The sequence below is a fragment of the Microbacterium oleivorans NBRC 103075 genome (assembly GCF_001552475.1).
GTDB classification, from domain to species: domain Bacteria; phylum Actinomycetota; class Actinomycetes; order Actinomycetales; family Microbacteriaceae; genus Microbacterium; species Microbacterium oleivorans.
Genome location: NZ_BCRG01000002.1, coordinates 209,355 through 235,502, shown reverse-complemented (window position 1 = coordinate 235,502; position 26,148 = coordinate 209,355). Strand labels below are relative to the sequence as shown.

At 69.8% G+C, this 26,148-nt stretch carries 26 protein-coding genes; all 26 read left to right on the top strand.

Going from position 1 to position 26,148, the window contains the following annotated elements:
• Positions 1–39 precede the first annotated feature (39 nt).
• The 26 genes from pyrR (at position 40) to MO1_RS03590 (ending at position 26,147) form a co-directional block, all read left to right on the top strand.
• Positions 40–570 (top strand): bifunctional pyr operon transcriptional regulator/uracil phosphoribosyltransferase PyrR, encoded by a 531-nt coding sequence (gene pyrR, locus MO1_RS03715; protein WP_060915245.1) that lies wholly within the window; start codon positions 40–42, stop codon positions 568–570.
• Positions 567–1,538, top strand: coding sequence for an aspartate carbamoyltransferase catalytic subunit (locus MO1_RS03710; protein ID WP_036308958.1), 972 nt, complete (start codon positions 567–569; stop codon positions 1,536–1,538). Before pyrR ends, MO1_RS03710 begins: the two co-directional genes overlap by 4 nt.
• Positions 1,535–2,839 (top strand): dihydroorotase, encoded by a 1,305-nt coding sequence (locus tag MO1_RS03705; RefSeq protein WP_060915244.1) that lies wholly within the window; start codon positions 1,535–1,537, stop codon positions 2,837–2,839. Before MO1_RS03710 ends, MO1_RS03705 begins: the two co-directional genes overlap by 4 nt.
• Complete coding sequence (locus MO1_RS03700; protein ID WP_060915243.1) at positions 2,836–3,369, top strand: PH-like domain-containing protein; 534 nt, start codon at positions 2,836–2,838, stop codon at positions 3,367–3,369. Before MO1_RS03705 ends, MO1_RS03700 begins: the two co-directional genes overlap by 4 nt.
• Positions 3,366–4,529: a glutamine-hydrolyzing carbamoyl-phosphate synthase small subunit gene (gene carA, locus MO1_RS03695; RefSeq protein WP_060915242.1), complete on the top strand. Its 1,164-nt coding sequence runs from the start codon at positions 3,366–3,368 to the stop codon at positions 4,527–4,529. Before MO1_RS03700 ends, carA begins: the two co-directional genes overlap by 4 nt.
• Positions 4,522–7,809 (top strand): carbamoyl-phosphate synthase large subunit, encoded by a 3,288-nt coding sequence (gene carB, locus MO1_RS03690; RefSeq protein WP_060915241.1) that lies wholly within the window; start codon positions 4,522–4,524, stop codon positions 7,807–7,809. The genes carA and carB overlap by 8 nt, the downstream gene beginning before the upstream one ends.
• Positions 7,806–8,669, top strand: coding sequence for an orotidine-5'-phosphate decarboxylase (pyrF, locus tag MO1_RS03685; protein WP_036308965.1), 864 nt, complete (start codon positions 7,806–7,808; stop codon positions 8,667–8,669). The genes carB and pyrF overlap by 4 nt, the downstream gene beginning before the upstream one ends.
• Positions 8,662–9,558 carry a guanylate kinase gene (gene gmk / locus MO1_RS03680; RefSeq protein WP_036308966.1) on the top strand — a complete coding sequence of 299 codons (897 nt, stop codon included), beginning with the start codon at positions 8,662–8,664 and terminating at the stop codon, positions 9,556–9,558. Before pyrF ends, gmk begins: the two co-directional genes overlap by 8 nt.
• An 86-nt stretch (positions 9,559–9,644) precedes the next feature.
• Entirely contained in the window at positions 9,645–10,484 is an 840-nt protein-coding gene (locus MO1_RS03675) for an ABC transporter ATP-binding protein (RefSeq protein WP_060915240.1), read from the top strand.
• Positions 10,481–11,503 (top strand): aliphatic sulfonate ABC transporter substrate-binding protein, encoded by a 1,023-nt coding sequence (locus tag MO1_RS03670; RefSeq protein ID WP_060915239.1) that lies wholly within the window; start codon positions 10,481–10,483, stop codon positions 11,501–11,503. The genes MO1_RS03675 and MO1_RS03670 overlap by 4 nt, the downstream gene beginning before the upstream one ends.
• Before the next feature lie 2 nt (positions 11,504–11,505).
• The gene (locus MO1_RS03665; RefSeq protein WP_060915238.1) at positions 11,506–12,330 is read left to right on the top strand and encodes an ABC transporter permease; all 825 of its coding nucleotides are present in this window, start codon (positions 11,506–11,508) and stop codon (positions 12,328–12,330) included.
• Positions 12,327–14,342, top strand: coding sequence for an acetate--CoA ligase (acs, locus tag MO1_RS03660; protein WP_036308976.1), 2,016 nt, complete (start codon positions 12,327–12,329; stop codon positions 14,340–14,342). Before MO1_RS03665 ends, acs begins: the two co-directional genes overlap by 4 nt.
• Before the next feature lie 30 nt (positions 14,343–14,372).
• Entirely contained in the window at positions 14,373–15,710 is a 1,338-nt protein-coding gene (locus tag MO1_RS03655) for an O-acetylhomoserine aminocarboxypropyltransferase/cysteine synthase family protein (protein ID WP_036308977.1), read from the top strand.
• A complete protein-coding gene (locus MO1_RS03650; RefSeq protein ID WP_060915237.1) occupies positions 15,707–16,285 on the top strand; it encodes a CoA-binding protein in 579 nt (192 codons plus the stop codon). Before MO1_RS03655 ends, MO1_RS03650 begins: the two co-directional genes overlap by 4 nt.
• A 112-nt stretch (positions 16,286–16,397) precedes the next feature.
• Complete coding sequence (gene rpoZ / locus MO1_RS03645) at positions 16,398–16,652, top strand: DNA-directed RNA polymerase subunit omega (protein WP_018186758.1); 255 nt, start codon at positions 16,398–16,400, stop codon at positions 16,650–16,652.
• Between the two features lie 116 nt (positions 16,653–16,768).
• The gene (metK, locus tag MO1_RS03640) at positions 16,769–17,962 is read left to right on the top strand and encodes a methionine adenosyltransferase (protein WP_036308981.1); all 1,194 of its coding nucleotides are present in this window, start codon (positions 16,769–16,771) and stop codon (positions 17,960–17,962) included.
• A 6-nt stretch (positions 17,963–17,968) separates the two neighbouring features.
• On the top strand, positions 17,969–19,918 hold the full coding sequence (locus tag MO1_RS03635; RefSeq protein WP_060915236.1) for a primosomal protein N' family DNA-binding protein: 1,950 nt from the start codon (positions 17,969–17,971) through the stop codon (positions 19,916–19,918).
• An 8-nt stretch (positions 19,919–19,926) separates the two neighbouring features.
• On the top strand, positions 19,927–20,859 hold the full coding sequence (gene fmt / locus MO1_RS03630) for a methionyl-tRNA formyltransferase (RefSeq protein WP_060915235.1): 933 nt from the start codon (positions 19,927–19,929) through the stop codon (positions 20,857–20,859).
• Positions 20,856–22,211 (top strand): RsmB/NOP family class I SAM-dependent RNA methyltransferase, encoded by a 1,356-nt coding sequence (locus MO1_RS03625; protein ID WP_060915234.1) that lies wholly within the window; start codon positions 20,856–20,858, stop codon positions 22,209–22,211. The genes fmt and MO1_RS03625 overlap by 4 nt, the downstream gene beginning before the upstream one ends.
• A gap of 28 nt (positions 22,212–22,239) precedes the next feature.
• Positions 22,240–22,923, top strand: a complete 684-nt coding sequence (gene rpe / locus MO1_RS03620; protein ID WP_036308986.1) for a ribulose-phosphate 3-epimerase — start codon at positions 22,240–22,242, stop codon at positions 22,921–22,923.
• A gap of 47 nt (positions 22,924–22,970) precedes the next feature.
• On the top strand, positions 22,971–23,234 hold the full coding sequence (locus tag MO1_RS03615; protein ID WP_036308987.1) for a phosphoribosyl-ATP diphosphatase: 264 nt from the start codon (positions 22,971–22,973) through the stop codon (positions 23,232–23,234).
• Between the two features lie 46 nt (positions 23,235–23,280).
• Positions 23,281–24,123 (top strand): ATP phosphoribosyltransferase, encoded by an 843-nt coding sequence (gene hisG, locus MO1_RS03610; protein WP_036308989.1) that lies wholly within the window; start codon positions 23,281–23,283, stop codon positions 24,121–24,123.
• Position 24,124: 1 nt separating this feature from the next.
• A complete protein-coding gene (gene hisF / locus MO1_RS03605; RefSeq protein WP_060915233.1) occupies positions 24,125–24,889 on the top strand; it encodes an imidazole glycerol phosphate synthase subunit HisF in 765 nt (254 codons plus the stop codon).
• A complete protein-coding gene (hisI, locus tag MO1_RS03600) occupies positions 24,886–25,245 on the top strand; it encodes a phosphoribosyl-AMP cyclohydrolase (protein WP_060915232.1) in 360 nt (119 codons plus the stop codon). The genes hisF and hisI overlap by 4 nt, the downstream gene beginning before the upstream one ends.
• Positions 25,242–25,826, top strand: coding sequence for a Trp biosynthesis-associated membrane protein (locus MO1_RS03595; RefSeq protein WP_060915231.1), 585 nt, complete (start codon positions 25,242–25,244; stop codon positions 25,824–25,826). Before hisI ends, MO1_RS03595 begins: the two co-directional genes overlap by 4 nt.
• 93 nt (positions 25,827–25,919) lie before the next feature.
• Entirely contained in the window at positions 25,920–26,147 is a 228-nt protein-coding gene (locus MO1_RS03590) for a DUF6704 family protein (RefSeq protein WP_036308996.1), read from the top strand.
• Position 26,148 lies beyond the last annotated feature (1 nt).

Genomic DNA, 26,148 nt, shown 5'->3' with positions numbered 1-26,148 from the left:
CTTTAACACCGTCCTGTGAGGCGGAGAAGGGAGCGGCGGATGACTTCGCGCATCGTCTTGCACGACGCTGACATCGCCCGCGCACTCACGCGCATCTCTCACGAGATCCTCGAGTCGAACAAGGGCCCCGACGGGCTCGTGCTCCTCGGGATCCCCACCCGTGGTGTCACCCTCGCGGAACGCATCGGCGCTCTGATCGCGTCGTTCACCGGAGCCGACGTCCCGGTCGGTTCTCTCGATGTGACGATGTACCGCGACGATCTGCACCGGAACCCGACGCGAACGCCGCGCCCGACCGAGATCCCGGCCGGCGGGATCGACGGCAAGGCCGTCGTCCTCGTCGATGACGTGCTCTTCTCCGGACGCTCGATCCGCGCGGCACTCGACGCGCTGCAGGACATCGGCCGCCCCGCCGTCGTGCGACTCGCGATCCTCGTCGACCGCGGCCATCGCGAGCTGCCGATCCGCCCCGACTTCGTCGGCAAGAACCTGCCGAGCGCCCGGGAGGAACGCGTCAACGTGCGCCTCGCCGACGTCGACGGCACCGAGGAGGTGACGATCGAGTCATGAGGCACCTCCTCGACACCCGCACCCTCGCCCGAGAGGACGCCCTCCGCATCCTCGACGTAGCCGAGGACATGCGGGACACGCAGTCCCGCGAGATCAAGAAGCTGCCCACGCTCCGAGGCAAGACGGTCGTCAACCTCTTCTTCGAGGATTCGACCCGCACCCGCATCTCGTTCGAGGCAGCCGCGAAGCGTCTCTCCGCTGACGTCATCAACTTCTCCGCGAAGGGCTCGTCGGTCTCGAAGGGCGAGTCGTTGCAGGACACCGCGCAGACCTTGCAGGCCATGGGCGCCGACGCGGTCGTCATCCGCCACGGCGCTTCCGGCGCTCCGCACACGCTCGCCACGAGTGGCTGGATCTCCGCAGGGGTCCTGAACGCCGGCGACGGCACCCACGAGCACCCGACGCAAGCGCTCCTGGACGCCTTTACGATCCGCAAGCGCTTCTTCGGCGAGGACAGTCGGGGTCGCGACCTCGCGGGCCTCCACGTCGCGATCGTCGGCGACATCCTGCACTCGCGTGTCGCCCGCTCGAACGTGTGGCTGCTGACGACGCTCGGTGCGACGGTCACCCTCGTGGCCCCGCCCACACTCGTGCCCCAGGACGTGTCGGCATGGCCGGTGACCATCGCCTACGACCTCGACGAGGCGATCGCGACGGCCCCGGACGCCGTCATGATGCTCCGTATCCAGCTGGAGCGGATGAACGCGGCCTATTTCCCCACTGAACGGGAGTATTCGCGCCGCTGGGGATTGGATGCCGCGCGAGTGGCCGCTCTTCCGAGCGCTAGCATTGTCATGCACCCCGGACCCATGAACCGGGGTCTGGAGATCTCCGCCGACGCCGCCGATTCGCCACGCTCGACCGTGCTCGAACAGGTCGCGAACGGCGTCTCGGTCCGCATGGCGGCGCTGTACCTGCTCCTGGCGGGGGAGCGACCCACGAACCACGCACAGGAGGAGGCCCGATGAGCGAGAGCATCCTCATCCGCGGAGCGCGGATCCAGGGCGGCGACGCCGCCGACATCCTGATCGAGAACGGTGTCATCACCGGACTCGGCTCGGGGCTGAGCGCCTCCGGCGCCCGCACGGTGAATGCCGACGGCCTGATCGCGCTGCCGGGTCTCGTCGACCTGCACACCCACCTCCGCGAGCCCGGTTACGAGGCATCCGAGACGATCCTCACCGGCTCGCGCGCCGCCGCGGCCGGAGGGTTCACCACCGTCTTCGCCATGCCGAACACGTCGCCCGTGGCGGACACGGCGGGCGTCGTCGAGCAGGAGCTCGCGCTGGGTGAAGCCGCCGGCTACGCCCACGTGCAGCCGATCGGCGCCGTCACCGTCGGCCAGAAAGGCGAGCGGCTCGCCGAACTCGGCGCGATGGCCTCGTCGCGTGCCCGCGTCCGCGTGTTCAGCGACGACGGCTTCTGCGTCTTCGACCCGCTCATCATGCGGCGTGCTCTCGAGTACGTGAAGTCCTTCGACGGCGTGGTCGCGCAGCACGCGCAGGACCCGCGCCTGACCGAAGGCGCGCAGATGAACGAGGGCACCGTCTCGGCGGAACTCGGCCTCTCGGGCTGGCCCGCTGTCGCGGAGGAGTCGATCATCGCCCGCGACGTGCTGCTCGCCGAGCACGTCGGGTCGCGGCTGCACGTCTGCCACCTGTCGACCGCCGGCTCGGTGGACCTCATCCGGTGGGCGAAGAAGCGCGGCATCAACGTCACCGCCGAGGTCACCCCGCACCACCTGCTGCTCACCGAGGACCTGGTCCGAGGCTACGACCCGCGCTTCAAGGTGAATCCGCCGCTCCGCCGCGACGAAGACGTGCGTGCCGTCCGCGAGGGCCTCGCCGACGGCACGATCGACATCGTCGCGACCGATCATGCACCGCACCCCGCGGAGGCCAAGACGTGCGAGTGGCAGGCCGCCGCGAACGGGATGGTCGGGCTCGAATCCGCCCTCCGGGTCGTCCACGCCGCGATGGTCGAGACCGGCCTGCTCGACTGGTCCGACATCGCCCGCGTCATGTCCGCTGCCCCCGCACGCATCGGCCGACTGGCGGATGCCGGCACCCCGATCGCCGTCGGAGCTCCGGCATCCCTCGCGCTCTACGACGCCGCACCGGTCCGCACCTTCAGCACGGACGACCTTCGAGGACGGAGCGTCAACTCGCCCTACCTCGGCCGCGACCTGCCGGGCGAGGTCCGAGCGACCTTCTTCCGCGGACGGCAGACCGTCGTGGACGGCGTGGTCGTCGACGAGGTCACCTCGTGAGCCGCGAGGCCGCCGTCCTCGTGATGGCCGCGGTCGCGGCCCTGCTCATCGTGATCGGCCTCGTCGCCTGGCGACGACGATCGAAGCGGGATGCGGGCCTGAGCGTCCCCGTGGGCGATGCCCCGGACGGCGCCACGACGCTGATGCGCTCCGAGGGGCTGTACGTCGCGACGACACGTCACGACGATGCCCTCGAGCGTCTCGCCATCCGCGGGCTCGCCTTCCGCTCCCGGGTCGACGTCACCGTGACCGACCGCGGGGTCGCCCTCGACCTCACGGGTCAGCCGCGGATCTTCCTCACGGCGGGCTCCCTCGTCTCGGTCGGCCAGGCCACGGTCGCGATCGACCGGGTCGTCGAACGCGACGGTCTCGTCCGGCTCGCCTGGACGACACCCGAGGGCACGATCGTCGACAGCTACCTCCGACCGCAGGATGCCTCGGCCCGCTCCCTCGCCGACGCGATCAGCCCGGTCGTCCCCGCCACTCCCACCTCTCCCGCCCCCCAGCAGATTCCCGGAAGCGACGCATGAGTATTCAGAGATTCCAAGCTCCCGAACCCGCCGTCCTCGTTCTCGAAGACGGTTCCCGCCACCCCGGTCACGCCTACGGTGCGCGCGGTACCACGCTCGGCGAGGTCGTCTTCGCGACGGCCATGACCGGCTACCAGGAGACGATCACCGACCCGTCCTACGCGGGTCAGATCGTCCTCCAGACGGCGCCCCACATCGGCAACACCGGCATGAACGCCGAGGACCCCGAGTCCCGACGGATCTGGGTGTCGGGCTATGTCGTCCGCGACCCTTCGCGGATCGTGTCGAACTGGCGAGCAGATCACTCGCTCGAGGACGCGCTCGTCCGCGACGGCATCGTCGGCATCAGCGGCATCGACACGCGTGCAGTGACCCGCGTGCTGCGGTCGGCAGGCTCGATGCGCGGCGGCGTCTTCTCGGGGGATGCCGCGACTCTGGCGGAGGACGAGCAGCTGCGCATCGTTCGCGAAGCGCCGGAGATGAGCGGCCAGAATCTTTCCGCGGATGTCTCGGTCTCCGGTGCCGAAGTCACGCCCGCAGTCGGCGACAAGATCGGCAACCTCGCGATCCTCGACCTCGGCGTCAAGCAGGCGACGGTGAACAACCTCGCGGCGCGCGGCTTCGAGGTGCACGTCCTCCCGCAGAGCATCTCGTTCGTCGATATCCAGGCGATCGACCCGGCCGCGGTCTTCTACTCGAACGGGCCCGGTGACCCAGCAGCATCCGATCGACACGTCGCGTTGCTGCGCGAAGTCCTGGATGCCGGGCTGCCCTTCTTCGGCATCTGCTTCGGGAACCAGCTGTTCGGCCGCGCGCTCGGGTTCGACACCTACAAGCTCCCGTTCGGACACCGTGGCATCAACCAGCCGGTGCTCGACAAGACCACCGGTCGCGTCGAGATCACCGCGCACAATCACGGGTTCGCCGTGGACGCACCGATCGAAGGCGTCATCGACAGCCCGAGCGGTTACGGCCGCGTCGAGGTCAGCCACGTCGGCCTCAACGACAACGTCGTCGAGGGCCTGCGCGCCCTCGACCTCCCGGCGTTCAGCGTGCAGTACCACCCCGAGGCCGCTGCCGGCCCGCACGACGCCAACTACCTGTTCGACCGCTTCCGCGACCTCGTGATCGCCACCCAGGAGAGCAAGAAGAATGCCTAAGCGCGACGACATCCAGAGCGTCCTCGTCATCGGATCCGGCCCGATCGTCATCGGTCAGGCCTGCGAATTCGACTACTCCGGCACCCAGGCGTGCCGCGTGCTCCGCGAGGAGGGCGTCCGCGTCATCCTCGTGAACTCGAACCCGGCCACGATCATGACCGACCCCGACTTCGCCGACGCGACCTACGTCGAGCCGATCACGTGGCAGGTCCTCGAGACGATCATCGCCAAGGAACGGCCCGACGCGATCCTCCCGACCCTCGGTGGACAGACGGCGCTGAACGCCGCCATCCAGCTCGACGAGCACGGCGTTCTGGAGAAGTACGACGTCGAACTGATCGGTGCGAATCTCGAGGCGATCAACAAGGGCGAAGACCGTCAGATCTTCAAGCAGCTCGTGCTCGACTGCGGCGCCGACGTCGCCGACAGCCGGATCTGCACCTCGATGGACGAGGTCTTGGCGGGCGCCGCGGAGCTCGGCTACCCGCTGGTCGTCCGCCCCTCGTTCACCATGGGCGGGCTCGGATCCGGCTTCGCCTACGACGAGCAGGATCTGCGTCGCATCGCCGGCGCAGGACTCCGGGACTCGCCGACGCACGAAGTGCTCCTGGAGGAGTCGATCCTCGGGTGGAAGGAGTACGAGCTCGAGGTCATGCGCGACAACGCGGACAACGTCGTCGTGGTCTGCTCGATCGAGAACGTGGACCCTGTCGGCGTGCACACAGGCGACTCGATCACGGTCGCTCCCGCACTCACGCTCACCGACCGCGAGTACCAGAAGCTCCGCGACATCGGAATCGACATCATCCGCGCCGTCGGCGTCGACACCGGCGGGTGCAACATCCAGTTCGCGGTTGACCCGGCATCCGGTCGCATCATCGTGATCGAGATGAACCCGCGCGTCTCGCGCTCGTCGGCCCTTGCGTCCAAGGCGACGGGCTTCCCGATCGCCAAGCTCGCCGCGAAGCTCGCGATCGGCTACCGCCTCGACGAAGTGCAGAACGACATCACGAAGGCGACCCCGGCGAGCTTCGAACCGACGCTCGACTACGTCGTCGTCAAGGTGCCGCGGTTCAACTTCGAGAAGTTCCCCGCCGCCGACACGACGCTCACGACGACCATGAAGTCGGTCGGCGAGGCCATGGCGATCGGGCGCAACTACGCGACGGCGCTGCAGAAGGCGCTCCGTTCCCTCGAGAAGCGCGGATCCAGCTTCCACTGGGGACCGGAGGAGCGCTCGGCGGAGGAGCTCCTCGAGATCGCGAAGACGCCGACCGACGGCCGCATCGTCGTGCTCCAGCAGGCGCTCCGCAAGGGCGCGACGCTGGAGCAGGCGTTCGAGGCGACCGCCATCGACCCCTGGTTCCTCGACCAGATGATCCTCATCAATGAGGTCGCCGAGTACATCGGCGAGGCCGACGCCCTCACGGAGGACGTCCTGCGCATCGCCAAAGACCACGGTTTCAGCGACGCCCAGATCGCGGAGCTCCGCGGCCTCGGGGAAGCGGAGGTGCGCGGCATCCGTCACGGCTTCGGAATGCGTCCCGTTTACAAGACCGTCGACACGTGCGCGGGGGAGTTCCCGGCGCTCACGCCGTACCACTACTCCTCGTACGACCGCGAGACCGAGGTGATGCCGAGCGAGGGCCGGAAGGTGGTCATCATCGGTTCGGGCCCGAACCGCATCGGCCAGGGTGTCGAGTTCGACTACTCGTGCGTCCACGCATCCTTTGCCCTGTCGGATGCCGGTTACGAGACGATCATGGTCAATTGCAACCCCGAGACGGTCTCGACCGACTACGACACGAGCGACCGCCTGTACTTCGAGCCGCTGACCCTCGAGGACGTCCTCGAGGTGCTGCACGCCGAGGCGCAGTCCGGTGAGATCGTGGGCGTCATCTGCCAGCTCGGCGGTCAGACGCCGTTGGGTCTCGCGAAGGGCATCGAAGCGGCCGGATACACGATCCTCGGCACGAAGCCCGCCGCGATCGACATCGCGGAGGAGCGCGAGCAGTTCTCGCAGCTGCTCGACCGCGCCGGACTCACGGCGCCGCGGCACGGCACGGCGACCGACGAAGCCGGCGCGATCACGATCGCCGAGGAGATCGGCTACCCCGTGCTCGTCCGTCCGAGCTTCGTGCTCGGCGGTCGGGGCATGGAGATCGTCTACGACACTGCGAGCCTGCGTGACTACTTCGTGCGCATCGCCGATCAGGCGATCATCCGCGACGACGCTCCGCTTCTCGTCGATCGCTTCCTCGACGACGCGGTGGAGATCGACGTCGACGCGCTCTTCGACGGCGAGCAGCTCTACATCGGTGGCGTCATGGAGCACCTCGAAGAAGCCGGCATCCACTCCGGTGACTCGTCGTGCACCCTGCCACCGATGTCGCTGGGCCGCGGCGAGATCGACCGCGTTCGCATCGCGACGCACGCGATCGCCGAGGGCGTCGGCGTCCGCGGCCTGCTGAACGTCCAGTTCGCGGTCTCGGCCGGCGTGCTGTACGTCATCGAGGCGAACCCTCGAGCCTCCCGCACGGTGCCGTTCGTGTCGAAGGCCCTCGGCATCCCGATGGCGAAGGCGGCGAGCCGCATCATGGCGGGCTCGTCGATCGCCGAGCTGATCGCGGAGGGGCTCCTTCCCGAGCAGGACGGTTCGCGGGTGCCGCTCGACGCGCCCGTCGCCGTCAAGGAGGCCGTCCTGCCGTTCAAGCGGTTCCGGACCGCGGACGGTCGCACCGTCGACTCCGTCCTCGGACCCGAGATGCGCTCCACCGGCGAGGTCATGGGCATCGACCGCGACTTCCCGACGGCCTTCGCGAAGAGCCAGGCCGCGGCCTACGGCGGGATGCCCACCTCGGGCACCGTGTTCCTCTCGGTCGCGGATGACGACAAGCGCGCCGTCATCCTGCCCGCCCACCGGCTCCAGGAGCTTGGCTACACGCTCATCGCGACGGAGGGGACGGCGGAGATCCTGGCCCGTAACGGCATCACGGTCAAAGTGGTCTCGAAATACTCCGAGACGCAGGCCTCCGGCGAGCAGAACGTCGTCGACCTCATCAACGCGGGGGAGATCGACATCGTCGTGAACACCCCCTCGGGCGGGATCGCCCGGGCTGACGGATACGAGATCCGCGCCGCCGCCGTGGCCGCCGACAAGGCGCTGTTCACGACGATGGCGGTTCTCGGCGCTGCCGTGTCGGCGATGCCGGTGCTCCGCGAGGGCTTCGCCGTCCGGAGTCTGCAGGAGTACGCCGCCGACCGGAAGGCGTCGGTGTGACCTCATTCGGTTCACGGCTGGCCGGGGCGGTCGACGCTCGCGGTCCGCTGTGCGTCGGGATCGACCCCCACGCGTCCCTTCTGGAGGCGTGGGGGCTCCCGGCGTCCGCGGCGGGCGTCCGTGACTTCGGATTGCGAGTGGTGGATGCCGCCCGCACCCGGGTCGGCGTCGTCAAGCCGCAGGTCGCGTTCTTCGAACGTTACGGATCCGCGGGGTACGCCGCCCTCGAGGAGGTCATCGGCACAGCCCGCGCCGCCGGATTGATCGTGATCGCCGACGCCAAGCGCGGCGACATCGGAACGACGATGGACGGGTACGCAGAGGCGTGGCTCTCGGCCGGGTCGCCTCTCGAATCGGATGCCGTCACGGTCAGCCCGTACCTCGGCCCCGACTCTCTCCGCGGAACGATCGCGACCGCCGTCCGCGAGGGCAAGGGCGTCTACGTCCTGGCGGCGACGAGCAACCCCGAAGCCGCGGGACTGCAATCCGCCGAGCTCACGACTGTCGACGCGGAGCGCGGCCAGACGGTCGCGGACTGGGTCGCCCAGCGCGCGGGCTCCGCCAACTCGTCCGCCGTCGTCGGCGACGACCGTTTCGGTCCGGTGGGCTTCGTCATCGGGGCTACAGTGGAGCGCGCCGACCTCGGTCTGACCGATGCGTCGCTGCAGCGTGCGTCTCTCCTCGCCCCCGGGTTCGGAGCACAGGGAGCGCGCCTCTCCGACATCTCCGAGCGATTCGGCCCCCTGGCGCCGCAGGTGCTCGCCAGCGCGAGCCGCAGCATCCTCGGCGCCGGTCCCGACGGGATCGCCGCCGCCATCGACACCCACAATTCAGAACTCCAGGACGCCCGACATGCCTGACTCCCGTACCCCTCCCGAGGTCGATCGCGCCGCCGCCTCCCGCCGCGCGGTCGCCGCTCGCCGCGAGCGCGCCGCCCTGAAGCGCGATGTGTCGACCCGGGTGATCAGCCCGCAGGACCTCCTCCGCCGGGCGTGGGCCGAGCCGCAGTCCGCGGCTGCCGCGATGCGGGTGACCGAGTTCCTCACCGCCATCCCCGCGATCGGGGAGGGCAAGCGCGACCGCATCCTCGCCGACCTGCAGATCGCCCCCGTGAAGAAGATCGGCGGGCTCGGCATCCGGCAGCGGACCGTCCTGCAGGATTACCTCGATCGACGCCTCCCCGAGCCCCGCGCTCGCGAGGCGCGGAGCCGCCTGATCGTGCTCGCAGGTCCCACCGCCGTGGGCAAGGGCACCGTCGCGGCGCACATCAAGGACCACCACCCGGAGATCCTGCTCTCCGTGTCGGCGACGACGCGCCCGCCGCGCCCGGGGGAGGTCGAGGGAGAGCACTATTTCTTCGTCGACGACGCGGAGTTCGACCGCCTGGTCGCCGACGGCGAGCTTCTCGAATACGCGACGGTGCACAACGCCTTCCGCTATGGCACGCCTCGCCGGCCGATCGACGCCGCGCTTGCCGAAGGGCGAACGGTCCTTCTCGAGATCGACCTCCAGGGCGCCCGGCAGGTGCGTGCCGCCGCGCCCGACGCGACGCTCGTCTTCCTCCTTCCGCCCACCTGGGATGAGCTCGTGAACCGCCTGATCGGCCGCGGGACCGAGGGCGAGGAGGAGCGCGCGCGTCGCCTGAAGACCGCTCGTGTCGAGCTCGCGTCGCAGGGGGAGTTCGACTACCGCGTCGTGAACGACGACGTCGCGCGGGCTGCCTCGGAGATCGCTCGACTCGCGCGCTGACCTCCGGGTACGGCAGGTGACGCCGCTTCATTTCACCGCGTTACGTTCGATGTGGGCGAGGCGGCACGGTCCGGAAGGCTGGACTCATGTCCGCCGTCCTCACCGTCTCCGACGCTGCCCGGAGCACGCCCGCTCCGCGTGGCGCCGTCTCGCTGTCGGGCGTCAGCCGGACCTTCGCGGGTGCGAGCGGACCGGTCCCCGTCCTCCGCGACGTCGATCTCGCTTTCCGGCCGGGGGAGATCATCGCCGTCGTCGGACCGTCGGGCTGCGGCAAGTCGACGCTCCTGCGCCTGCTCGCGGGCCTCGATGCCCCGACCGGCGGGTCCGTGACCGTCGACGGCACGCCGTTGCGCGACACGGATGACCGCACTGCCGTCGCTTTCCAGGAGCCGCGCCTGCTTCCGTGGCGCTCCATCGCCCAGAACGTTCACCTCGGGATGCCGCGCGGCACCTCGCGCGGCGAGGTCTCCTCCCGCGTCGCGGAACTCCTCGAACTGGTCGGTCTGACGGGCGCTGCGGCGCTCCGCCCCCGGGAGGTCTCCGGAGGGATGGCGCAGCGCGCGTCGCTCGCCCGGGCGCTCGCCCGCGGTCCGGAGGTGCTCCTGCTCGACGAGCCTTTCGGTGCCCTCGACGCCCTGACCCGCCTGCGTATGCAGGACCTCCTCCTCGATATCCATTCCGCCGAGCCCACGACCGTCGTGCTCGTCACGCACGATGTCGAAGAGGCGCTGTATCTGGCCGATCGCGTGCTCCAGCTGCGCGCCATCGACGCCGACTCCGAGGACTCCTCGATCGCACGCGTGATCGACGTTCCCGGCATCCGTCCCCGTGACCGCGCCGATCGCGATTTCACGAACCTTCGCGCCGAGCTTCTCGATGGACTCGGCGTGGACACCCACCGCTCAACCCCTCAGGAGACCCGATGAGCACCCTCACCCGCCGCACCGTTCCCGCCCTCGCCGTGGGTGCCGTGGTGATGCTCATGGCGACGGGATGCCTCGCCGGCGAGAACGCGAGCTCGACGTCAGGTGAGGCCGGCACATGGTCGACCGACACGCTGTCGATCGACTTCGCCACCTACAACCCCCTCAGCCTCGTCGTGAAGGACCAGGGCCTCATCGAGAAGGCGCTGGGCGACGAGGTCGACGTCGAGTGGACGCAGTCCGCGGGATCGAACAAGGCGAACGAGCTGCTGCGCGCCGGAGCGCTCGATGTCGGATCGACCGCAGGCTCGGCGGCACTGCTCGCCCGCGCCAACGGCTCGCCCATCAAGGTCGTCGACGTCTTCTCGCAGCCCGAGTGGTCGGCCATCGTGGTCGGACCCGACAGCGACATCACCTCCGTCGCCGATCTGAAGGGCAAGAAGGTCGCCGCCACCAGTGGCACCGACCCGTACTTCTTCCTCCTCCAGGCGCTGGAGACCGCAGGACTCAGCGTGAAGGACGTCGACGTGCAGAACCTGCAGCACGCCGACGGCCGGTCAGCGCTCGACGGGGGATCGGTCGACGCCTGGGCGGGCCTCGACCCGATCATGGCGGCCGCCGAGGTCGAATCCGGCGACAAGCTGATCTATCGCAACGTCGACTTCAACTCCTACGGGTTCCTCAACGCGACCGAAGAATTCCTCACCGACCACAAGGACGTCGCTCAGGTCGTCGTCGACGCGTACGAACAAGCCCGGACCTGGGCGCTCGCGAACCCGGAGAAGACCGCGGATCTCCTCGCGACGGTGGCCGGTATCGACCCGAAGGTCGCCACGACCGTCATCACGGAACGCTCGAACCTCGACGTGAGCGGCATCCCGGGCGATGCGCAGCTGGCCGTCCTCAAGAAGATCGCGCCCGTCCTCGTCGACTCCGACGCCGTCACCGGCGGGCAGGACGCCGTCGACAAGGCGCTGGACACGATCATCGAGCCGACGTTCGCCGAGAAGGCGGCGGGCTGAGTATGACGGCCTCTGCAGAGGCGATCACCGCCGCCGCGGCGCCCTCGGGCGCGGCGGCGGTGGTGCCGTTCTGGTCGCGGACGAGCGTCCGCATCGTCGGGGGCCTCGTCGTCCCCCTCGCCGTGCTCGCGCTGTGGCAGGCCGTCACGGGGTTCGGACTCATCCCGACCTACCGGCTGCCGGCGCCACTCGACGTCGTCAACGCGGCGGTTCAGCTGGCGGCAGACGGCTCCCTGTGGCGTCACGTCGCCATCTCGGTCCAGCGCGTGTTCCTCGGGTTCGCGTTCGGTTCGCTTGTGGGACTCGCTGTCGCTGCGGTCGTGGGTCTCACCCGCTCCGGGGACGTGCTTCTGAGCCCCATTCTCGCGGCGTTCCGCGCCATCCCGTCCCTGGCTCTCGTCCCGCTGCTGATGCTGTGGATGGGAATCGGAGAGGACTCGAAGGTGACCCTCGTCGCCATCGGCGCCTTCTTCCCTCTCTTCACGACCGTCGCCGGCGCGCTCCGGAAGGTTGATCCGCATCTCGTGGAGATGGGACGCTCCTTCGGTCTGCGCGGCTGGGAACTCTTCCGCTCGGTCCAGTTGCCCGCCACCGTTCCTTCGCTCATCTCCGGTCTCCGACTCGCGCTCGCCCAGGCGTGGCTCTTCTTGGTGGCGGCCGAACTCCTCGCCGCCTCGATGGGCCTCGGGTTCCTCCTCACCGACGCGCAGAGCACCGGCCGTGTGGATCGGATCTTCCTCGCGATCGTCGTGCTGGCGACTCTCGGCACCCTCTCCAATGCGCTCGTCACCCTCCTCGAGCGCCGCCTGTTGAGGAAATGGGCATGACGGCTCACGCCACCGACGAGCTGCGCCTCGTCGAGACCCGCACCTACACGCCCGACGCCGCGTTCGCGGCCCAAGCGAACGTGACGGAATCCGCGTACGCCGACGCGTCTGCCGACCCGATCGCGTTCTGGGAGGCGGCTGCGCGTCGGCTGGAGTGGATCACCCCCTGGCACACGGCGCTCGACTGGCGTCCGCCCGTCCGCACCGCCGACGGGGAGCTCTCCGTTCCTGCCGCCCGCTGGTTCGACGGCGGCACGCTGAACGTCGCGGTCAACTGCGTCGATCGCCACGTGGCGGCCGGTCGCGGCGGGAAGGTCGCGCTCCATTTCGAGGGTGAGCCCGGCGACCGCGAGTCGGTCACCTACGCCGACCTGCAGCGACGGGTGTCTCAGGCAGCCAATGCGCTCGTCGCGCTCGGCATCCGACCCGGCGATCGTGTCGTCGTCTATCTCCCCGTGCTCGTCGAGACGGTCGTGATCGCGCTCGCCTGCGCGCGCGTCGGCGCCGTTCATTCGCTCGTTTTCGGCGGGTTCTCAGCGGAAGCCGTGCGGTTTCGCCTCGAAGACACGGGTGCGAAGCTCCTCGTCACCACCGACGGCCAGTTCCGCCGCGGGGGAGCGGTGGAGGTGAAATCCGCCGCTGATGCCGCTGCCGCAGGGCTCCCCGCACTCGAACACGTCCTCGTGGTCCGCCGCACCGGCGCGGATGTCGCCTGGACCCCCGGCCGCGATGTGTGGTGGCACGACGTCGTCGACAGGGCGTCGACCGTTCACGAGGCGCCGGCATTCGACGCCGAGCATCCGCTCTTCATCATCTACACGTCCGGGACGACCGGGAAGCCGAAGGGACTCGTCCACACCTCGGGCGGATACCTCACGCACGCGAGCTGGGCGCACTGGGCTCATTTCGACGCGAAGCCCGACGACGTGCACTGGTGCACCGCCGACCTGGCGTGGGTCACGGCGCACACGTACGAGATCTACGGCCCGCTCTCCAACGGGCTCACCCAGGTGATCTACGAGGGCACACCGGATGCGCCGCACCGCGAACGCCATCTCGAGATCATCGAGCGCTACGGGGTGACGGTCTACTACACGGCGCCCACCCTCATCCGGACGTTCATGACCTGGTTCGGCGAGGCGGTCCCCACCGATCACGACCTGTCGAGCATCCGCCTGCTCGGAACCGTGGGCGAGGCCATCAATCCCGCCGCGTGGGTGTGGTTCCGTCGCAACTTCGGTCGGGACGAGGTGCCGGTCGTCGACACGTGGTGGCAGTCCGAGACCGGCGCCGCGATGATCGCACCTCTGCCGGGCGTCACGACCTTGAAGCCCGGATCGGCGACGGTCGCACTCCCCGGAATCGACGCCACGGTGGTCGACTCCGACGGACGCGAGGTCGGGCCCGGCCGCTCGGGGACACTCGTCGTCCGTCGGCCGTGGCCGGGGATGGCGCGGACGGTGTGGGGGAACCCGGAGCGCTACCGCGATTCGTACTGGGCTGCCTATGCAGGCTACGGCGAACACGGCGGGTACTACGTGGCCGGCGACGGTGCGACCCGCGACGCCGATGGTCACATCTGGATCCTCGGGCGCCTCGACGACGTCGTGAATGTATCGGGACATCGTCTGTCGACGATCGAGATCGAGTCGGCGCTCGTCGCCCACGACTCCGTCGGCGAGGCGGGGACCACCGCGGTCGTCGACGCGATCACCGGCCACGCCGTCGCGGCGTTCGTCGTGCCCTCGGGACCCGGAGAGCCCGACCCGGCCGCACTCCGTTCGCACGTCGCGCGCGAGATCGGACCGGTGGCCAAGCCCCGCCACGTCATCGTCGTTCCCGACCTTCCCAAGACCAGGTCCGGCAAGATCCTCCGTCGGCTGCTCGCGCAGCTGTGGGAGGCCGAGCAGGACCGCCGCGCAGGTCGCGAACCCGCGCCCCTCGGCGACACGACCTCACTGCAGAACCCCGACGCCGTCGCTCGCATCGCCGCCGCCCTGGCCGCGGCGTGAGCCGCACCATCCACACGCCAGAAAGAGAACATGACTGACGAACACCGCTTCGGCTTCCGCACGCGCGCGCTGCACGCCGGCGGCACCCCCGATGCCGCCACCGGCGCCCGCGCCGTGCCGATCTACCAGACCTCCTCGTTCGTCTTCGACGACGCGACGGATGCCGCGAATCTGTTCGCGCTGCAGAAGTACGGCAACATCTACTCGCGCATCGGCAACCCGACGGTCGCTGCACTCGAGGAGCGCCTCGCGTCCCTCGAAGGCGGCATCGGCGCGGTGGCGACCGCCTCCGGCATGAGCGCCGAGTTCATCACCTTCGCCGCGCTCGTCGGCGTCGGAGACCACGTCGTCGCCTCCGCCCAGCTGTACGGCGGCACCGTCACGCAGCTCGACGTGACACTCCGCCGCTTCGGCGTCGACACGACGTTCGTGGCCTCGAGCGATCCGGCCGACTACGCGGCGGCGATCCGCCCCGAGACGAAGGTCCTCTACGTCGAGACGATCGGCAACCCGTCGGGGGAGATCGCCGACATCGAAGGTCTCGCCGAGGTCGCTCACGCGGCCGGCATCCCGCTCGTGGTCGACTCGACGCTGGCGACGCCGTACCTGGCGCGGCCTCTCGAGCACGGCGCCGACATCGTCATCCACTCGGTCACCAAGTTCCTCGGCGGGCACGGCACCACCCTCGGTGGCGTGGTCGTCGAGAAGGGCACGTTCGACTGGGGCAACGGCAAGTTCCCGCAGATGACCGAGCCCGTCGCCTCCTACGGCGGCATCAAGTGGTGGGACAACTTCGGCGAGTACGGCTTCCTCACCAAGCTCCGAAGCGAACAGCTCCGTGACATCGGCGCCGCGCTCAGCCCGCATTCGGCCTTCCTCCTGCTCCAGGGTGTCGAGACGCTTCCGCAGCGCATCGACGCGCACTTGTCGAACGCTCGGATCGTCGCGGAGTGGCTGGATTCCGACCCCCGCGTCTCGTTCGTGACGTGGGCAGGTCTGCAGAGCCACGCGCACCACGCCCGTGCCGAGAAGTACCTTCCGCTCGGACCGGGCTCGGTCTTCGCCTTCGGCGTGAAGGCGGCCGACGAGTCCGCGAACGAGGAAGAACGGGTGGCCGCAGGACGTCGCGCGGGTGAGGCTGTCATCGACGCGCTGCAGCTCGCCTCGCACCTCGCCAACATCGGCGATGCCCGGACCCTCGTCATCCACCCCGCCTCGACGACGCACCAGCAGCTGAGTGCCGATCAGCTCACCGCGGCCGGTGTGCCCGCCGACCTCATCCGCATCTCGGTCGGTCTCGAAGACCCCGAGGACATCGTGTGGGACCTCGATCAGGCCCTCACCCGAGCCACAGGAGTCAGCCGATGACCGATCCGAACGCGTGCGCCGTCCCGCAGTCCGTCCCGACCGACGGCGCCTCGTGCGCTCTACCGGGGGCTCCTGAGGCCGCGCATCCTGCTCGCACGTGGCCGGCCGCGGGGCCGCAGGAGCGGTTCGAGATCCTCCGTCGGGCGAAGTCGATCGCGATCGTCGGGGCCTCCGACAACCCGGCACGCGCCAGCTACTTCGTCGCGACCTACCTTCGCGGCAGCTCGCCCTACGACGTGTACTACGTCAACCCGCGGGCGACCGAGATCCTCGGGCAGCCGGCCTACGCGTCGCTCGCCGATCTCCCCGTCGTCCCCGACATCGTCGACGTCTTCCGCAAGCACGACGACCTCCCCGGTGTCGCGCAGGAGTCGGTGGATGCCGGAGCGTCGGCGCTCTGGCTGCAGCTCGGGTCGTGGCACGAAGGCGCCGCGAAGATCGCCGCTGACGCGGGACTCTCGGTCGTGATGGATCGCTGCGTCAAGATCGAGCACGCCCGGTTCCACGGCGGGCTCCACCTCGCCGGCTTCGACACCGGCGTACTGAGTTCGAAGCGGCAGCTCCTCAGCCGCTGAGTGCGCGCCTGCGCGGCGGGGAAGCGGTGCGACCTGTAGACTGGGGGGATGCCGTGCCGCGAACTCGCGCAGTCTGGCAGACATCTCGCCTCACCGATCCTGGAGGACCACCATGGCCAACCGTGACCAGGGCATCATCGACCCGCCCATTGACGCACTGCTCAACAAGGTCGACTCGAAGTACCAGCTCGTCATCTACGCATCCAAGCGGGCGCGTCAGATCAACGACTACTACTCGGACCTCCACGAGGGCAACCTCTTCGACAACGTGGGCCCGCTCGTCGACTCAAACGTCGAGGACAAGCCGCTCACGATCGCCCTCCACGAGATCCACGAGGACAAGCTGCGCCTGCGCGCGGCCGAGTGACCTCGACGTCATGATCTCGACGCCACACGGCGTCATCCTCATGCCCGCGTGTCCCCCGTGTCGGGGACCGCGGGCATGATGGTTTTCACACCCCCGATCCGCCCTCTGGAGGACCGATGAGCGCTCTGCGCCTGTTCACGTCGGAGTCTGTGACCGAAGGTCACCCCGACAAGATCTGCGACCAGATCTCCGACAGCATCCTCGATGCCCTCCTCGCCGTCGATCGCGGCAGCCGCGTGGCCGTCGAGACTCTCGTCACCACGGGCCTCGTGCACGTCGCCGGCGAGGTGCGCACCGACGGCTACGCCGACATCCCGGGAATCGTCCGACGCGTCGTGAACCGCATCGGCTACACGTCGTCCGAGACCGGCTTCGACGGCGACTCGTGCGGTGTCACGGTGTCGATCGGCGAGCAGTCCGGTGACATCGCCGCGGGCGTCGACAACGCGCTCGAACACCGCGAGGGCGGCTCCGTCGATCCCGTCGACGCGCTCGGTGCAGGTGACCAGGGCATCATGTTCGGCTACGCGACGAACGAGACGCCGTCGTACATGCCGACCGCGATCTGGACGGCGCACCGGCTCGCCGAGCGGCTGACCGACGCCCGTCGGAGCGGCGCGCTCCCGTTCCTCCGCCCCGACGGCAAGACGCAGGTGACCCTCGGCTACGACGGCACCACGCCGCGGACGGTCGACACCGTCGTCCTCTCGACGCAGCACCACCCCGACATCTCGCTTCCCGCCCTCCGCGCAGCAGTGCAGGCGGAGGTCATCGACCCCGTCCTGGCACAGACCGGCCTCGATGTCTCGAACGTCCGGTACGTCATCAACCCGGCGGGCCCGTTCGTGGTCGGCGGACCGAAGGGCGATGCGGGTCTGACCGGTCGCAAGATCATCATCGACACGTACGGCGGCGCCGCGCGTCACGGTGGGGGAGCGTTCAGCGGCAAGGACCCGTCCAAGGTCGACCGCTCGGCGGCCTACGCGATGCGATGGGTCGCGAAGAACGCCGTCGCCGCCGGGCTCGCCGACCGCCTCGAAGTCCAGGTCGCCTACGCGATCGGTCGTGCTGCCCCCGTCGGGCTGTACGTCGAGACCTTCGGCACGGGGCACGTCTCCGACGAGAAGATCACGACCGCGATCCGCGACGTCTTCGATCTCCGTCCCCAGGCGATCATCGACGATCTCGATCTCCTCCGCCCCATCTACGCGCAGACCGCCGCCTACGGACACTTCGGGCGCGAGCTGCCGGAGTTCACCTGGGAGCGCACCGACCGCGTCGACGCATTGCGGACCGCCGCCGGGCTCTGAGCGCCCGTGATCGACGTCGCCCGCATCCTCCTCGACTCGCCGCTGCCTCAGCTCGATCGACTCTTCGATTACGCCGTCCCTGAGGGGCTGAGCGCGGACGCCCAACCGGGCGTGCGGGTGAAGGTGCCGCTCCGGAGCGCCGGTCGGATGATCGAGGGCTGGGTCATCGAGCGGGCCGAGGTCGAGCCCGGCGGGCGGCCGTTGTCCGAGGTGGCATCCGTCGTCTCGGCTGTGCCCGTTCTCCCGGCGTCGCTCTACTCCCTCGCTCGTCGTGTCGCCGACCGTGCCGCAGGATCGGCGAGCGACGTCCTGCGTCTCGCGATCCCGAAGCGGATGGTGCGTGCGGAGAAGACGTGGCTGGCAGCCGACCCGCCGACAGCGCCCGCCGTGACCCCGGATGCCGCGGCCCGCGCACGCGAGCTGACGGCGATCTATCCGGGCCTCGCCGATGCGGTCCTCGCGGGGGAGCGCATCGCTCTCGACGCTCCGCCGCATCCCACCCCTGGCGCACTGCGCGGAGCATGGTCGGATCTCCTCGCCGCCCTCGCGGCCCTCGTCCTCGACGGGGGCAGGAGCGCCCTCATCGTCGTCCCCGATCACCGTGACCAGTCGCAGATCCTCGAGGCCCTCGCGATTCTTGTTCCCGATGACGCCGTCGTGCGGGACGATGCACGGCGCTCGGGCCCGGAGCGCTTCGCCACCTACCTGCGACTTCTGAGCCCCGCTCCCTGCATCGTGGTGGGCAACCGGTCGACGGTCTACGCGCCGGCGCACGACGTGGGGGCCGTATTGGTCTGGGACGACGGCGACCCGCTGCTGGCGGAGCAGCTGAGCCCCGGCGTGCACGCGAGGGATGCGGCGCTCGTCCGACAGGAGGAGGAGCATTCGGCCCTCGTCTTCGCTGGACACACCCGGACGACGGACGTCGAGCGACTCGTTCAGCTCGGCTGGCTGCGGGACATCCCGGCGGCGCGGCGGGCGAGCCCGCGGGTCGTCTTGTCGGCGACGCACGAGGCGGAGCACCGGGGAGCGCGAGTGCCGTCAGCCGCGTTCGGCGCCGCGCGAGAGGCTCTGCAGCACGGGCCGGTGCTCGTCCAGGTCGCGCGTCCGGGTTACTCGCCGGTTCTCGTGTGCGCCGAGTGCCGAACGCCCGCCCGCTGCCGGCACTGCGCCGGACCGCTTCGGGCACGCCGACCCGGCGCGACACCCGACTGCGGCTGGTGCGGGCGGCCGGCACCGAACTGGTCCTGCGCGAACTGCGCGGGCACACGGTTCCGGATGGCGTCGTCCGGCAGTGAACGGACGGCCGACGAGCTCGGCCGGGCGTTCCCCGGCATCCGTGTCATCGTCGCCGACGGCGATCACCCCGTCACCGCCGTCGACGCGCGTCCGGCTCTCGTCATTGCGACGCGCGGCGCCGAACCGCCGGCCGAGGGCGGGTACCGGGCGATCATCCTGCTCGACGGCGACAAGATGCTCATGACCGAGCAGCTGCGAATCGGTGAATCGTGCCTCCGCTGGTGGTCGAACGCCGCCGCGATGGCCGCGCCGGGTGCGCCCGTGCACCTCGTGGGCGTCACCGGTCCCGTGGCGCGGGCGCTGGCGACGTGGACGCATCCCGCGTACGCCCGCATGGAGCTCGCCGACCGCGCTCCGCTGCTGATGCCGCCGACGGTCCGGGTCGCCGCCGTCGAGGGGGTCACGGTATCCGTGGATCGCGCCCTCGCGGAGCTTCGCGAGGCGGTGCCGGATCTCGGGCCGCTCGCCGTGCTCGGACCCGTCCCCACCGACGACGGGTCGCGCGCTCTGGTGCGGGTCGACTACGCGCACGGGCGGGCTGTCGCCGAGCAGTTGAGGGCGTCGGTCGTGGCTGATGCGGTCCGCGGGCGCCGCCGGGGTCCGGGGCCCCGGACTACACTCAGGGTTCGGCTCGATGTGCCCGAGCTCGATCTGTGAGGACCTGCATGCGCGTCGTTTTCGCCGGAACCCCCGACCCGGCTGTCCCCTCCCTCCGTGCTCTCGCGGCTTCCTCGCATGAGGTCGTCGGCGTGGTCACCCGCCGTGATGCGCCGATCGGACGCAAGCGCGTCATGACGCCGTCGCCCGTGGCGGTGGCCGCCGCCGAGCTCGGCCTGCCGATCATCAAGGCCGATCGCCTCGACGAGGTGTCGACGGCGGAGATCTCCGCCCTCGACGCCGAGCTGGGTGTCATCGTCGCGTACGGCGGGCTGGTGCGGGAGCCTCTTCTGTCGACGCCGTCGCACGGCTGGATCAACCTGCACTTCTCGCTGCTGCCGCGCTGGCGAGGAGCTGCGCCCGTGCAGCACGCGCTCATCGCGGGCGACCGGGTGGCCGGTGCCGCCGTCTTCCAGCTCGTCTCCGCCCTCGATGCGGGCGACGTCTTCGAGGAGCTGCGCTACAACGTCCCGCGCGGAGCCACCGCGGGTGACGTGCTCGCTGATCTCGCGACGTCGGGGGCGGACCTGGTCACGCGGGTGGTCGATGCGATCGCCGACGGCACCGCGGTCGCGACGCCGCAGTCCGGCGAGGCGACGCTCGCGCCGAAGCTGACGCAGGCCGACGGCGCCCTCGACCTCTCACAGCCTGCCGACCGGGTCGTCGACCGCTTCCGCGGCACGACTCCGGAGCCCGGCGCGCACGTGTCGCTCGACGGTCAGCGGGTGAAGGTCCTCGCCGCCCTGCGCGGTGCCGACACGACTCTCGAGCCCGGCCGGATCGCCCTCGTGGAGCGCGACGTCCTCGTCGGCACGGGGGAGGGGACGGTCCTGCTGAAGACCGTCCAACCGGCAGGCAAAGGCCCTATGGCAGCCGCCGACTGGTGGCGCGGTCTCCGCTCCGATGATCCGCGCCTCGACCTGCCGGGGGCGGCCTCGTGAGCGCTGCCCGGGACGTCGCCTACACCGTCATCCGCGCCGTCGCAGAGGACGACGCCTACGCCAACCTCCTGCTGCCGCGCGAGTTGGAGCGGGCTCGCCTGTCGACGGCGGATGCCGCTCTCGCCACCGAACTGACCTACGGAACGCTCCGTCGCGTCGGTACCTACGACGCGATCATCGAGATGGCCGCCTCGCGAGCGGCCTCCGAGATCGATGCGGCAGTCCTCGACGCCCTGCGACTGGGAACGCATCAGCTCCTCGCCACGCGCGTGCCGTCTCACGCAGCGGTACACGAGACGGTCGACCTCGTCGGCCGTGTCGCCGGGCGACGGGCCACGGGGTTCGCGAACGCGGTGCTCCGTCGCGTGTCCGAGCGCGAAGAGGAGGAGTGGCTGACGCGCATCGAGGATGCTGCCCGCTCCGACGACGAGCGCCTGTCCGTCCGGTATGCGCACCCCGTGTGGATCATCCGCGCCTTCCGACGCGCGCTGGCCGCGGAAGCGCGCGAGGACGAGCTCCTCGATCTCCTCGCCGCCGACAACGCCGCACCGACCGTCACCCTCGCTGCACTGCCCGGCGTGGGGGAGATCCCGGAAGGCTCCGAACGGACGCCGTACTCGCCCATCGGGTTCCGCCTCGCCGGAGGTGATCCGGACCGGATCGTGAGGGGCTCCGGCGGCGCCGTCCGCGTGCAGGACGAGGGATCTCAGCTCGCCGCACTCGCCCTGTCGCGTGCGTTGCCGGTCCGATCCGGGGAGCTCTGGCTCGACCTCTGCGCAGCACCCGGCGGTAAGACGGCGGTCTTGGCGGCGGAAGCCGTCGCCCACGGTGCCCGCCTCGAGGCGAACGAGCTCTCAGCGGCGCGCGCCCGGTTGGTGCGGCAGTCCGTCGCAGCAGTTCCGATCGAGGTGCCCGTGTCGGAGGAGGACGGGCGCACCCGCGCCGGCCGCGGCGTGTACGACCGCATCCTCGTGGACGCACCCTGCACGGGACTCGGTGCACTTCGACGCCGTCCCGAGGCGCGGTGGCGCAAAGCCCCCGCCGACGTCCCCGAACTCACGCAGTTGCAGACCGAGTTGCTCACCGCGGCCGTCTCCGCTCTCGCTCCGGGCGGCGTCGTCGCCTACGTCACGTGCTCGCCTCACCTCGCCGAGACAGCCGGTGTGGTCGCCGAGGTGCAGCGCCACTTCGGTGCGGAACTCACGCAGCTCGACGCCCGGGAGGTCCTCTCGAGCGTCGCCGGTGACGACCTCGACCTCTCGGCGCCCGCCGACGGGTCGGGACGCGCGCAGCTGTGGCCCCACCGGCACGGCACGGACGCGATGTCGATCTGGCTGCTGCGCCGTTCGTGACGCTCGGTCGACGGTTCGCGCGGCGATAATGGCTGACGTGGCCGACTTCGACGTACGCATCAACCCCAGCATCCTCGCCGCCGACTTCGTGAACATGCAGGCCGAGCTCGCGCGCATCGCGACGGCCGACTTCGTCCACGTCGACGTCATGGACAACCACTTCGTGCCGAACCTCACGTTCGGTCCCCAGATGGTGGAGCGGATCCAGGCGACGAGCCCCGTGCCGCTCGATGTCCACCTCATGATCAGCGACGCCGATCGGTGGGCGCCGGAGTACGCGGAGATCGGGGCGGCATCCGTCACGTTCCACCTCGAAGCTGCCGCGCAGCCGGTCGACCTCGCGCGTCGACTCCGCTCGATCGGGGCGCGCGCGGGCGTCGCCGTGAAGCCCGCGACACCCGTGGAGCAGTTGTTCGACGTACTGGACGAGTTCGATCAGATCCTCGTCATGACGGTCGAGCCGGGCTTCGGCGGGCAGAGTTTCATGGCCGACCAGATGCCCAAACTCCGTCGTCTGGCCGACGAAGCCCGCCGCCGCGGCTCGCAGGTCTGGTTGCAGGTCGACGGGGGCGTCGGCGAATCGACGATCGCGCAGGCAGCGGATGCCGGTGCCGACACCTTCGTGGCCGGGTCCGCGGTCTTCGGCGCGGACGACCCGGGTGCGGCCATCACCGCGCTGCGGTCGGCGGCGGCATCCGCTCACCGCCACTGATCGTCACCGGGACCGGCCGGGATCACCGGCCCGGTACCCTGGGAGGTGTGAAGACCTTCGACGGACTGTTCTCCGAGCTGAGCGAAACGGCAGCGACCCGTCCTGAGGGATCCGGTACCGTCGCGCAACTGGACCGTGGCGTCCACGCCATCGGCAAGAAGATCGTCGAAGAGGCGGCCGAGGTGTGGATGGCCGCCGAGTACCAGTCGGATGCCGAGACGGCCGAGGAGATCTCGCAGCTGCTCTACCACCTGCAGGTGCTGATGCTGGCGAAGGGCCTGACGCTCGAGGACGTGTACCGACATCTCTGATCGGTCACTCCCGCCGTCCGCCCACCTCCACACCGAAAGACGCTCCATGCTGCGCATCGCCGTCCCCAACAAGGGGATGCTCGCTGAAACCACCGCCGGGATGCTCGCCGAAGCCGGATACATCGGCCGCCGAGACCCCAAAGACCTTCACGTCATCGACCCGATCAACGACGTCGAGTTCTTCTACCTCCGCCCCAAGGACATCGCCACCTACGTCGGCTCCGGCGCGCTCGACATCGGCATCACCGGGCGCGACCTGTTGCTCGACGCACGGATGCCGGGCGCCCGCGAGATCGAACAACTCGGCTTCGGTGGCTCGACGTTCCGATTCGCTGGTCCTCCCGGACGCTTCACCGAGCTCGGCGACCTCGACGGCCTGCGGGTCGCGACGGCCTACCCCGGGCTGGTCGATGCGTATCTCGACGAGCACGGTGTCGCGGTGGACCTCGTCCCGCTCGACGGTGCCGTGGAGTCCGCCGTCCAACTCGGCGTCGCTGACGCGGTCGCCGATGTCGTCTCGACGGGCACGACGCTCCGCCAAGCCGGTCTCGAGATCTTCGGGCCCGTCCTCCTCGAGTCGGAGGCCGTCCTCATCGGCGCCCCCACCGAGGCCGAGGGGACCGAGACGCTCCTCCGGCGCGTGCGCGGAGTGATGGTGGCGCGGCGATACGTCCTCATCGACTACGACCTCCCCGCGCACCTCGTCGATCAGGCCGTCGCGCTGGCGCCGGGTATCGAGTCGCCGACCATCTCGCCGCTGCGTGACCCCGACTGGGTGGCGGTCCGCGTCATGAGCCCACGGAAGACGGTCAATCAGGTCATGGATGCCCTGTACGAGATCGGCGCCCGCGCCATCCTCGTGACGGCGATCCACAACGCGAGGCTCTGACGTGTCTCTCGTCTCCCGCGTGATCCCGTGTCTCGACGTCGCGGCCGGCAAGGTCGTGAAGGGGGTCAACTTCGAGAATCTGCGCGAGATGGGCGATCCCGTCGAGCTCGCGCGCCGGTACTACGAGCAGGGTGCGGACGAGATCACGTTCCTGGATGTGACAGCCACGGTCGACGCGCGCGACACGACATACGACGTCGTGCAGCGGACCGCCGAACAGGTCTTCATCCCGCTCACGGTCGGTGGTGGAGTCCGCACTGCCGAGGACGTCGCACGACTGCTCGGTGTGGGCGCGGACAAGGTGGGTGTCAACTCGGCCGCGATCGCCCGGCCCGAGCTGGTGGGCGAGATCGCCGACCGTTTCGGTGCCCAGGTTCTCGTCCTCTCACTCGACGTGAAGCGCGCTCCGGGGACGGCATCCGGTTTCGCCGTGACGACCCACGGCGGCCGCACGCTCACCGATCTCGACGCCCTCGCCTGGGCGCGTGAGGCGATCCAGCGCGGCGCGGGCGAGCTTCTCGTGAACTCGATCGACGCCGATGGCACCAAGGACGGCTTCGACCTCGAACTCGTGTCTCTCATGCGCGAGGTCTCGTCCGTCCCCGTCATCGCGTCCGGCGGTGCGGGGGATGCCGCGCACTTCGCTCCCGCGATCGCCGCCGGAGCAGACGCGGTGCTCGCGGCATCCGTCTTCCATTCCGGTCAGCTGACCATCACCGAGGTGAAGGACGCCCTCGTCGCGGAGGGTGTGGAGGTCCGACGATGACCGGGTCGATCGACGAACGCATGGCACGCGTCGTCTACAACGCCGACGGACTCGTCCCCGCGATCGTGCAGCAGCACGACACGCGCGAGGTCCTCATGCTCGGGTGGATGGATGCCGAGGCCCTCCGTCGCACGCTCACGGAAGGGCGCGTGACGTTCTGGTCCCGCTCGCGTCAGGAGTATTGGCGGAAGGGCGACACCTCCGGCCATGCGCAGTTCGTGCACGGCGTCCGCCTTGACTGCGATGGCGACACCCTTCTCGTGAGCGTTCACCAGGTGGGTGCCGCGTGCCACACGGGTGACCGTACCTGCTTCGATGCCGACGACCTCGAGCCCGTCATCGGCGAATTCTCGTGACCGAGGCGGCGTCCCGGCGGACGAGGCTCTCGGCCGTTCTGGCGATCCTCGTCGGCGGTGCGCTCGGCATCATCGGGTCGACTCAGACGTGGCTGGAAGCCACGATCGACGACGGTTCTCAGGTGCCGGTCGCCGTTCCGGGTGCCGACGCCCTGGCAGTGCTCGCCCCCCTCAGCCTCGCCGCGCTGGCGCTTGCTCTCGCCCTCACCATCGTGGGACGCGTGCTCCGCTACGCCTTCGCGGTCATCGCGGTGGCGTTGGGAGCCGGCTTGGGTTGGGGGGCGTTCCGCATCGCCTCGCAGCGTCCCGTGGATGCCGTCTCCGGCCCGGTGACGGATGCCACCGGCCTGAGCGGCGAGCAGGGGATCGCGGGCATCGTGTCGGGGATCACGGCGACGCCGTGGCCATGGGTCACCGTCGCGGCATCCCTTCTCATCGTCCTCGGCGGCGGCGTGGCCCTCGCTACCGCGCACAGGTGGAGCACCGCAGGCCGCAAGTACCGCACGGATCGCGCCGCGGGACCGCGCGACAGCATCGACTCGTGGGACGATCTGTCCCGCGGTGAGGACCCGACGACCTGATCGTGGCGGGCGGGGGAGTCCGAACGCGCCGCTAGACTGATCAGGCGGCTTCGGTCGCGCCACACAACCCATGCTTCGCATCGAAGGAGAACTATGAGCGGCATCGAGGACCCCGGCCACGGACACTCCCCGGCGGCATGGACGACGGTCGTGATCATGCTCGTCGCAGTGACCATCGGTACCGTCTTCTTCTTCCTCGACATGCCCCTGCTTGTGTGGCTGTCCGTCGTCCTGCTGTTCATCGGACTGGTCGTCGGTTTCATCATGACGAAGGCCGGCTACGGCGTCGGCGGGTCCAAGACGATCTCGAAGCAGCACTGAC

Bases quoted from the DNA above. Each gene is read 5' to 3' on its own strand.
- MO1_RS03705 (WP_060915244.1), top strand. From the start codon at position 1,535: ATGAGCGAGAGCATCCTCATCCGCGGAGCGCGGATCCAGGGCGGCGAC.
- gmk (WP_036308966.1), top strand. From the start codon at position 8,662: ATGCCTGACTCCCGTACCCCTCCCGAGGTCGATCGCGCCGCCGCCTCC.
- MO1_RS03665 (WP_060915238.1), top strand. From the start codon at position 11,506: ATGACGGCCTCTGCAGAGGCGATCACCGCCGCCGCGGCGCCCTCGGGC.
- MO1_RS03590 (WP_036308996.1), top strand. From the start codon at position 25,920: ATGAGCGGCATCGAGGACCCCGGCCACGGACACTCCCCGGCGGCATGG.
- hisG (WP_036308989.1), top strand. From the start codon at position 23,281: ATGCTGCGCATCGCCGTCCCCAACAAGGGGATGCTCGCTGAAACCACC.
- fmt (WP_060915235.1), top strand. From the start codon at position 19,927: ATGCGCGTCGTTTTCGCCGGAACCCCCGACCCGGCTGTCCCCTCCCTC.
- MO1_RS03675 (WP_060915240.1), top strand. From the start codon at position 9,645: ATGTCCGCCGTCCTCACCGTCTCCGACGCTGCCCGGAGCACGCCCGCT.
- acs (WP_036308976.1), top strand. From the start codon at position 12,327: ATGACGGCTCACGCCACCGACGAGCTGCGCCTCGTCGAGACCCGCACC.
- pyrR (WP_060915245.1), top strand. From the start codon at position 40: ATGACTTCGCGCATCGTCTTGCACGACGCTGACATCGCCCGCGCACTC.
- MO1_RS03670 (WP_060915239.1), top strand. From the start codon at position 10,481: ATGAGCACCCTCACCCGCCGCACCGTTCCCGCCCTCGCCGTGGGTGCC.
- MO1_RS03655 (WP_036308977.1), top strand. From the start codon at position 14,373: ATGACTGACGAACACCGCTTCGGCTTCCGCACGCGCGCGCTGCACGCC.
- carA (WP_060915242.1), top strand. From the start codon at position 3,366: ATGAGTATTCAGAGATTCCAAGCTCCCGAACCCGCCGTCCTCGTTCTC.
- carB (WP_060915241.1), top strand. From the start codon at position 4,522: ATGCCTAAGCGCGACGACATCCAGAGCGTCCTCGTCATCGGATCCGGC.
- rpoZ (WP_018186758.1), top strand. From the start codon at position 16,398: ATGGCCAACCGTGACCAGGGCATCATCGACCCGCCCATTGACGCACTG.
- hisI (WP_060915232.1), top strand. From the start codon at position 24,886: ATGACCGGGTCGATCGACGAACGCATGGCACGCGTCGTCTACAACGCC.
- MO1_RS03650 (WP_060915237.1), top strand. From the start codon at position 15,707: ATGACCGATCCGAACGCGTGCGCCGTCCCGCAGTCCGTCCCGACCGAC.
- MO1_RS03710 (WP_036308958.1), top strand. From the start codon at position 567: ATGAGGCACCTCCTCGACACCCGCACCCTCGCCCGAGAGGACGCCCTC.
- rpe (WP_036308986.1), top strand. From the start codon at position 22,240: ATGGCTGACGTGGCCGACTTCGACGTACGCATCAACCCCAGCATCCTC.
- metK (WP_036308981.1), top strand. From the start codon at position 16,769: ATGAGCGCTCTGCGCCTGTTCACGTCGGAGTCTGTGACCGAAGGTCAC.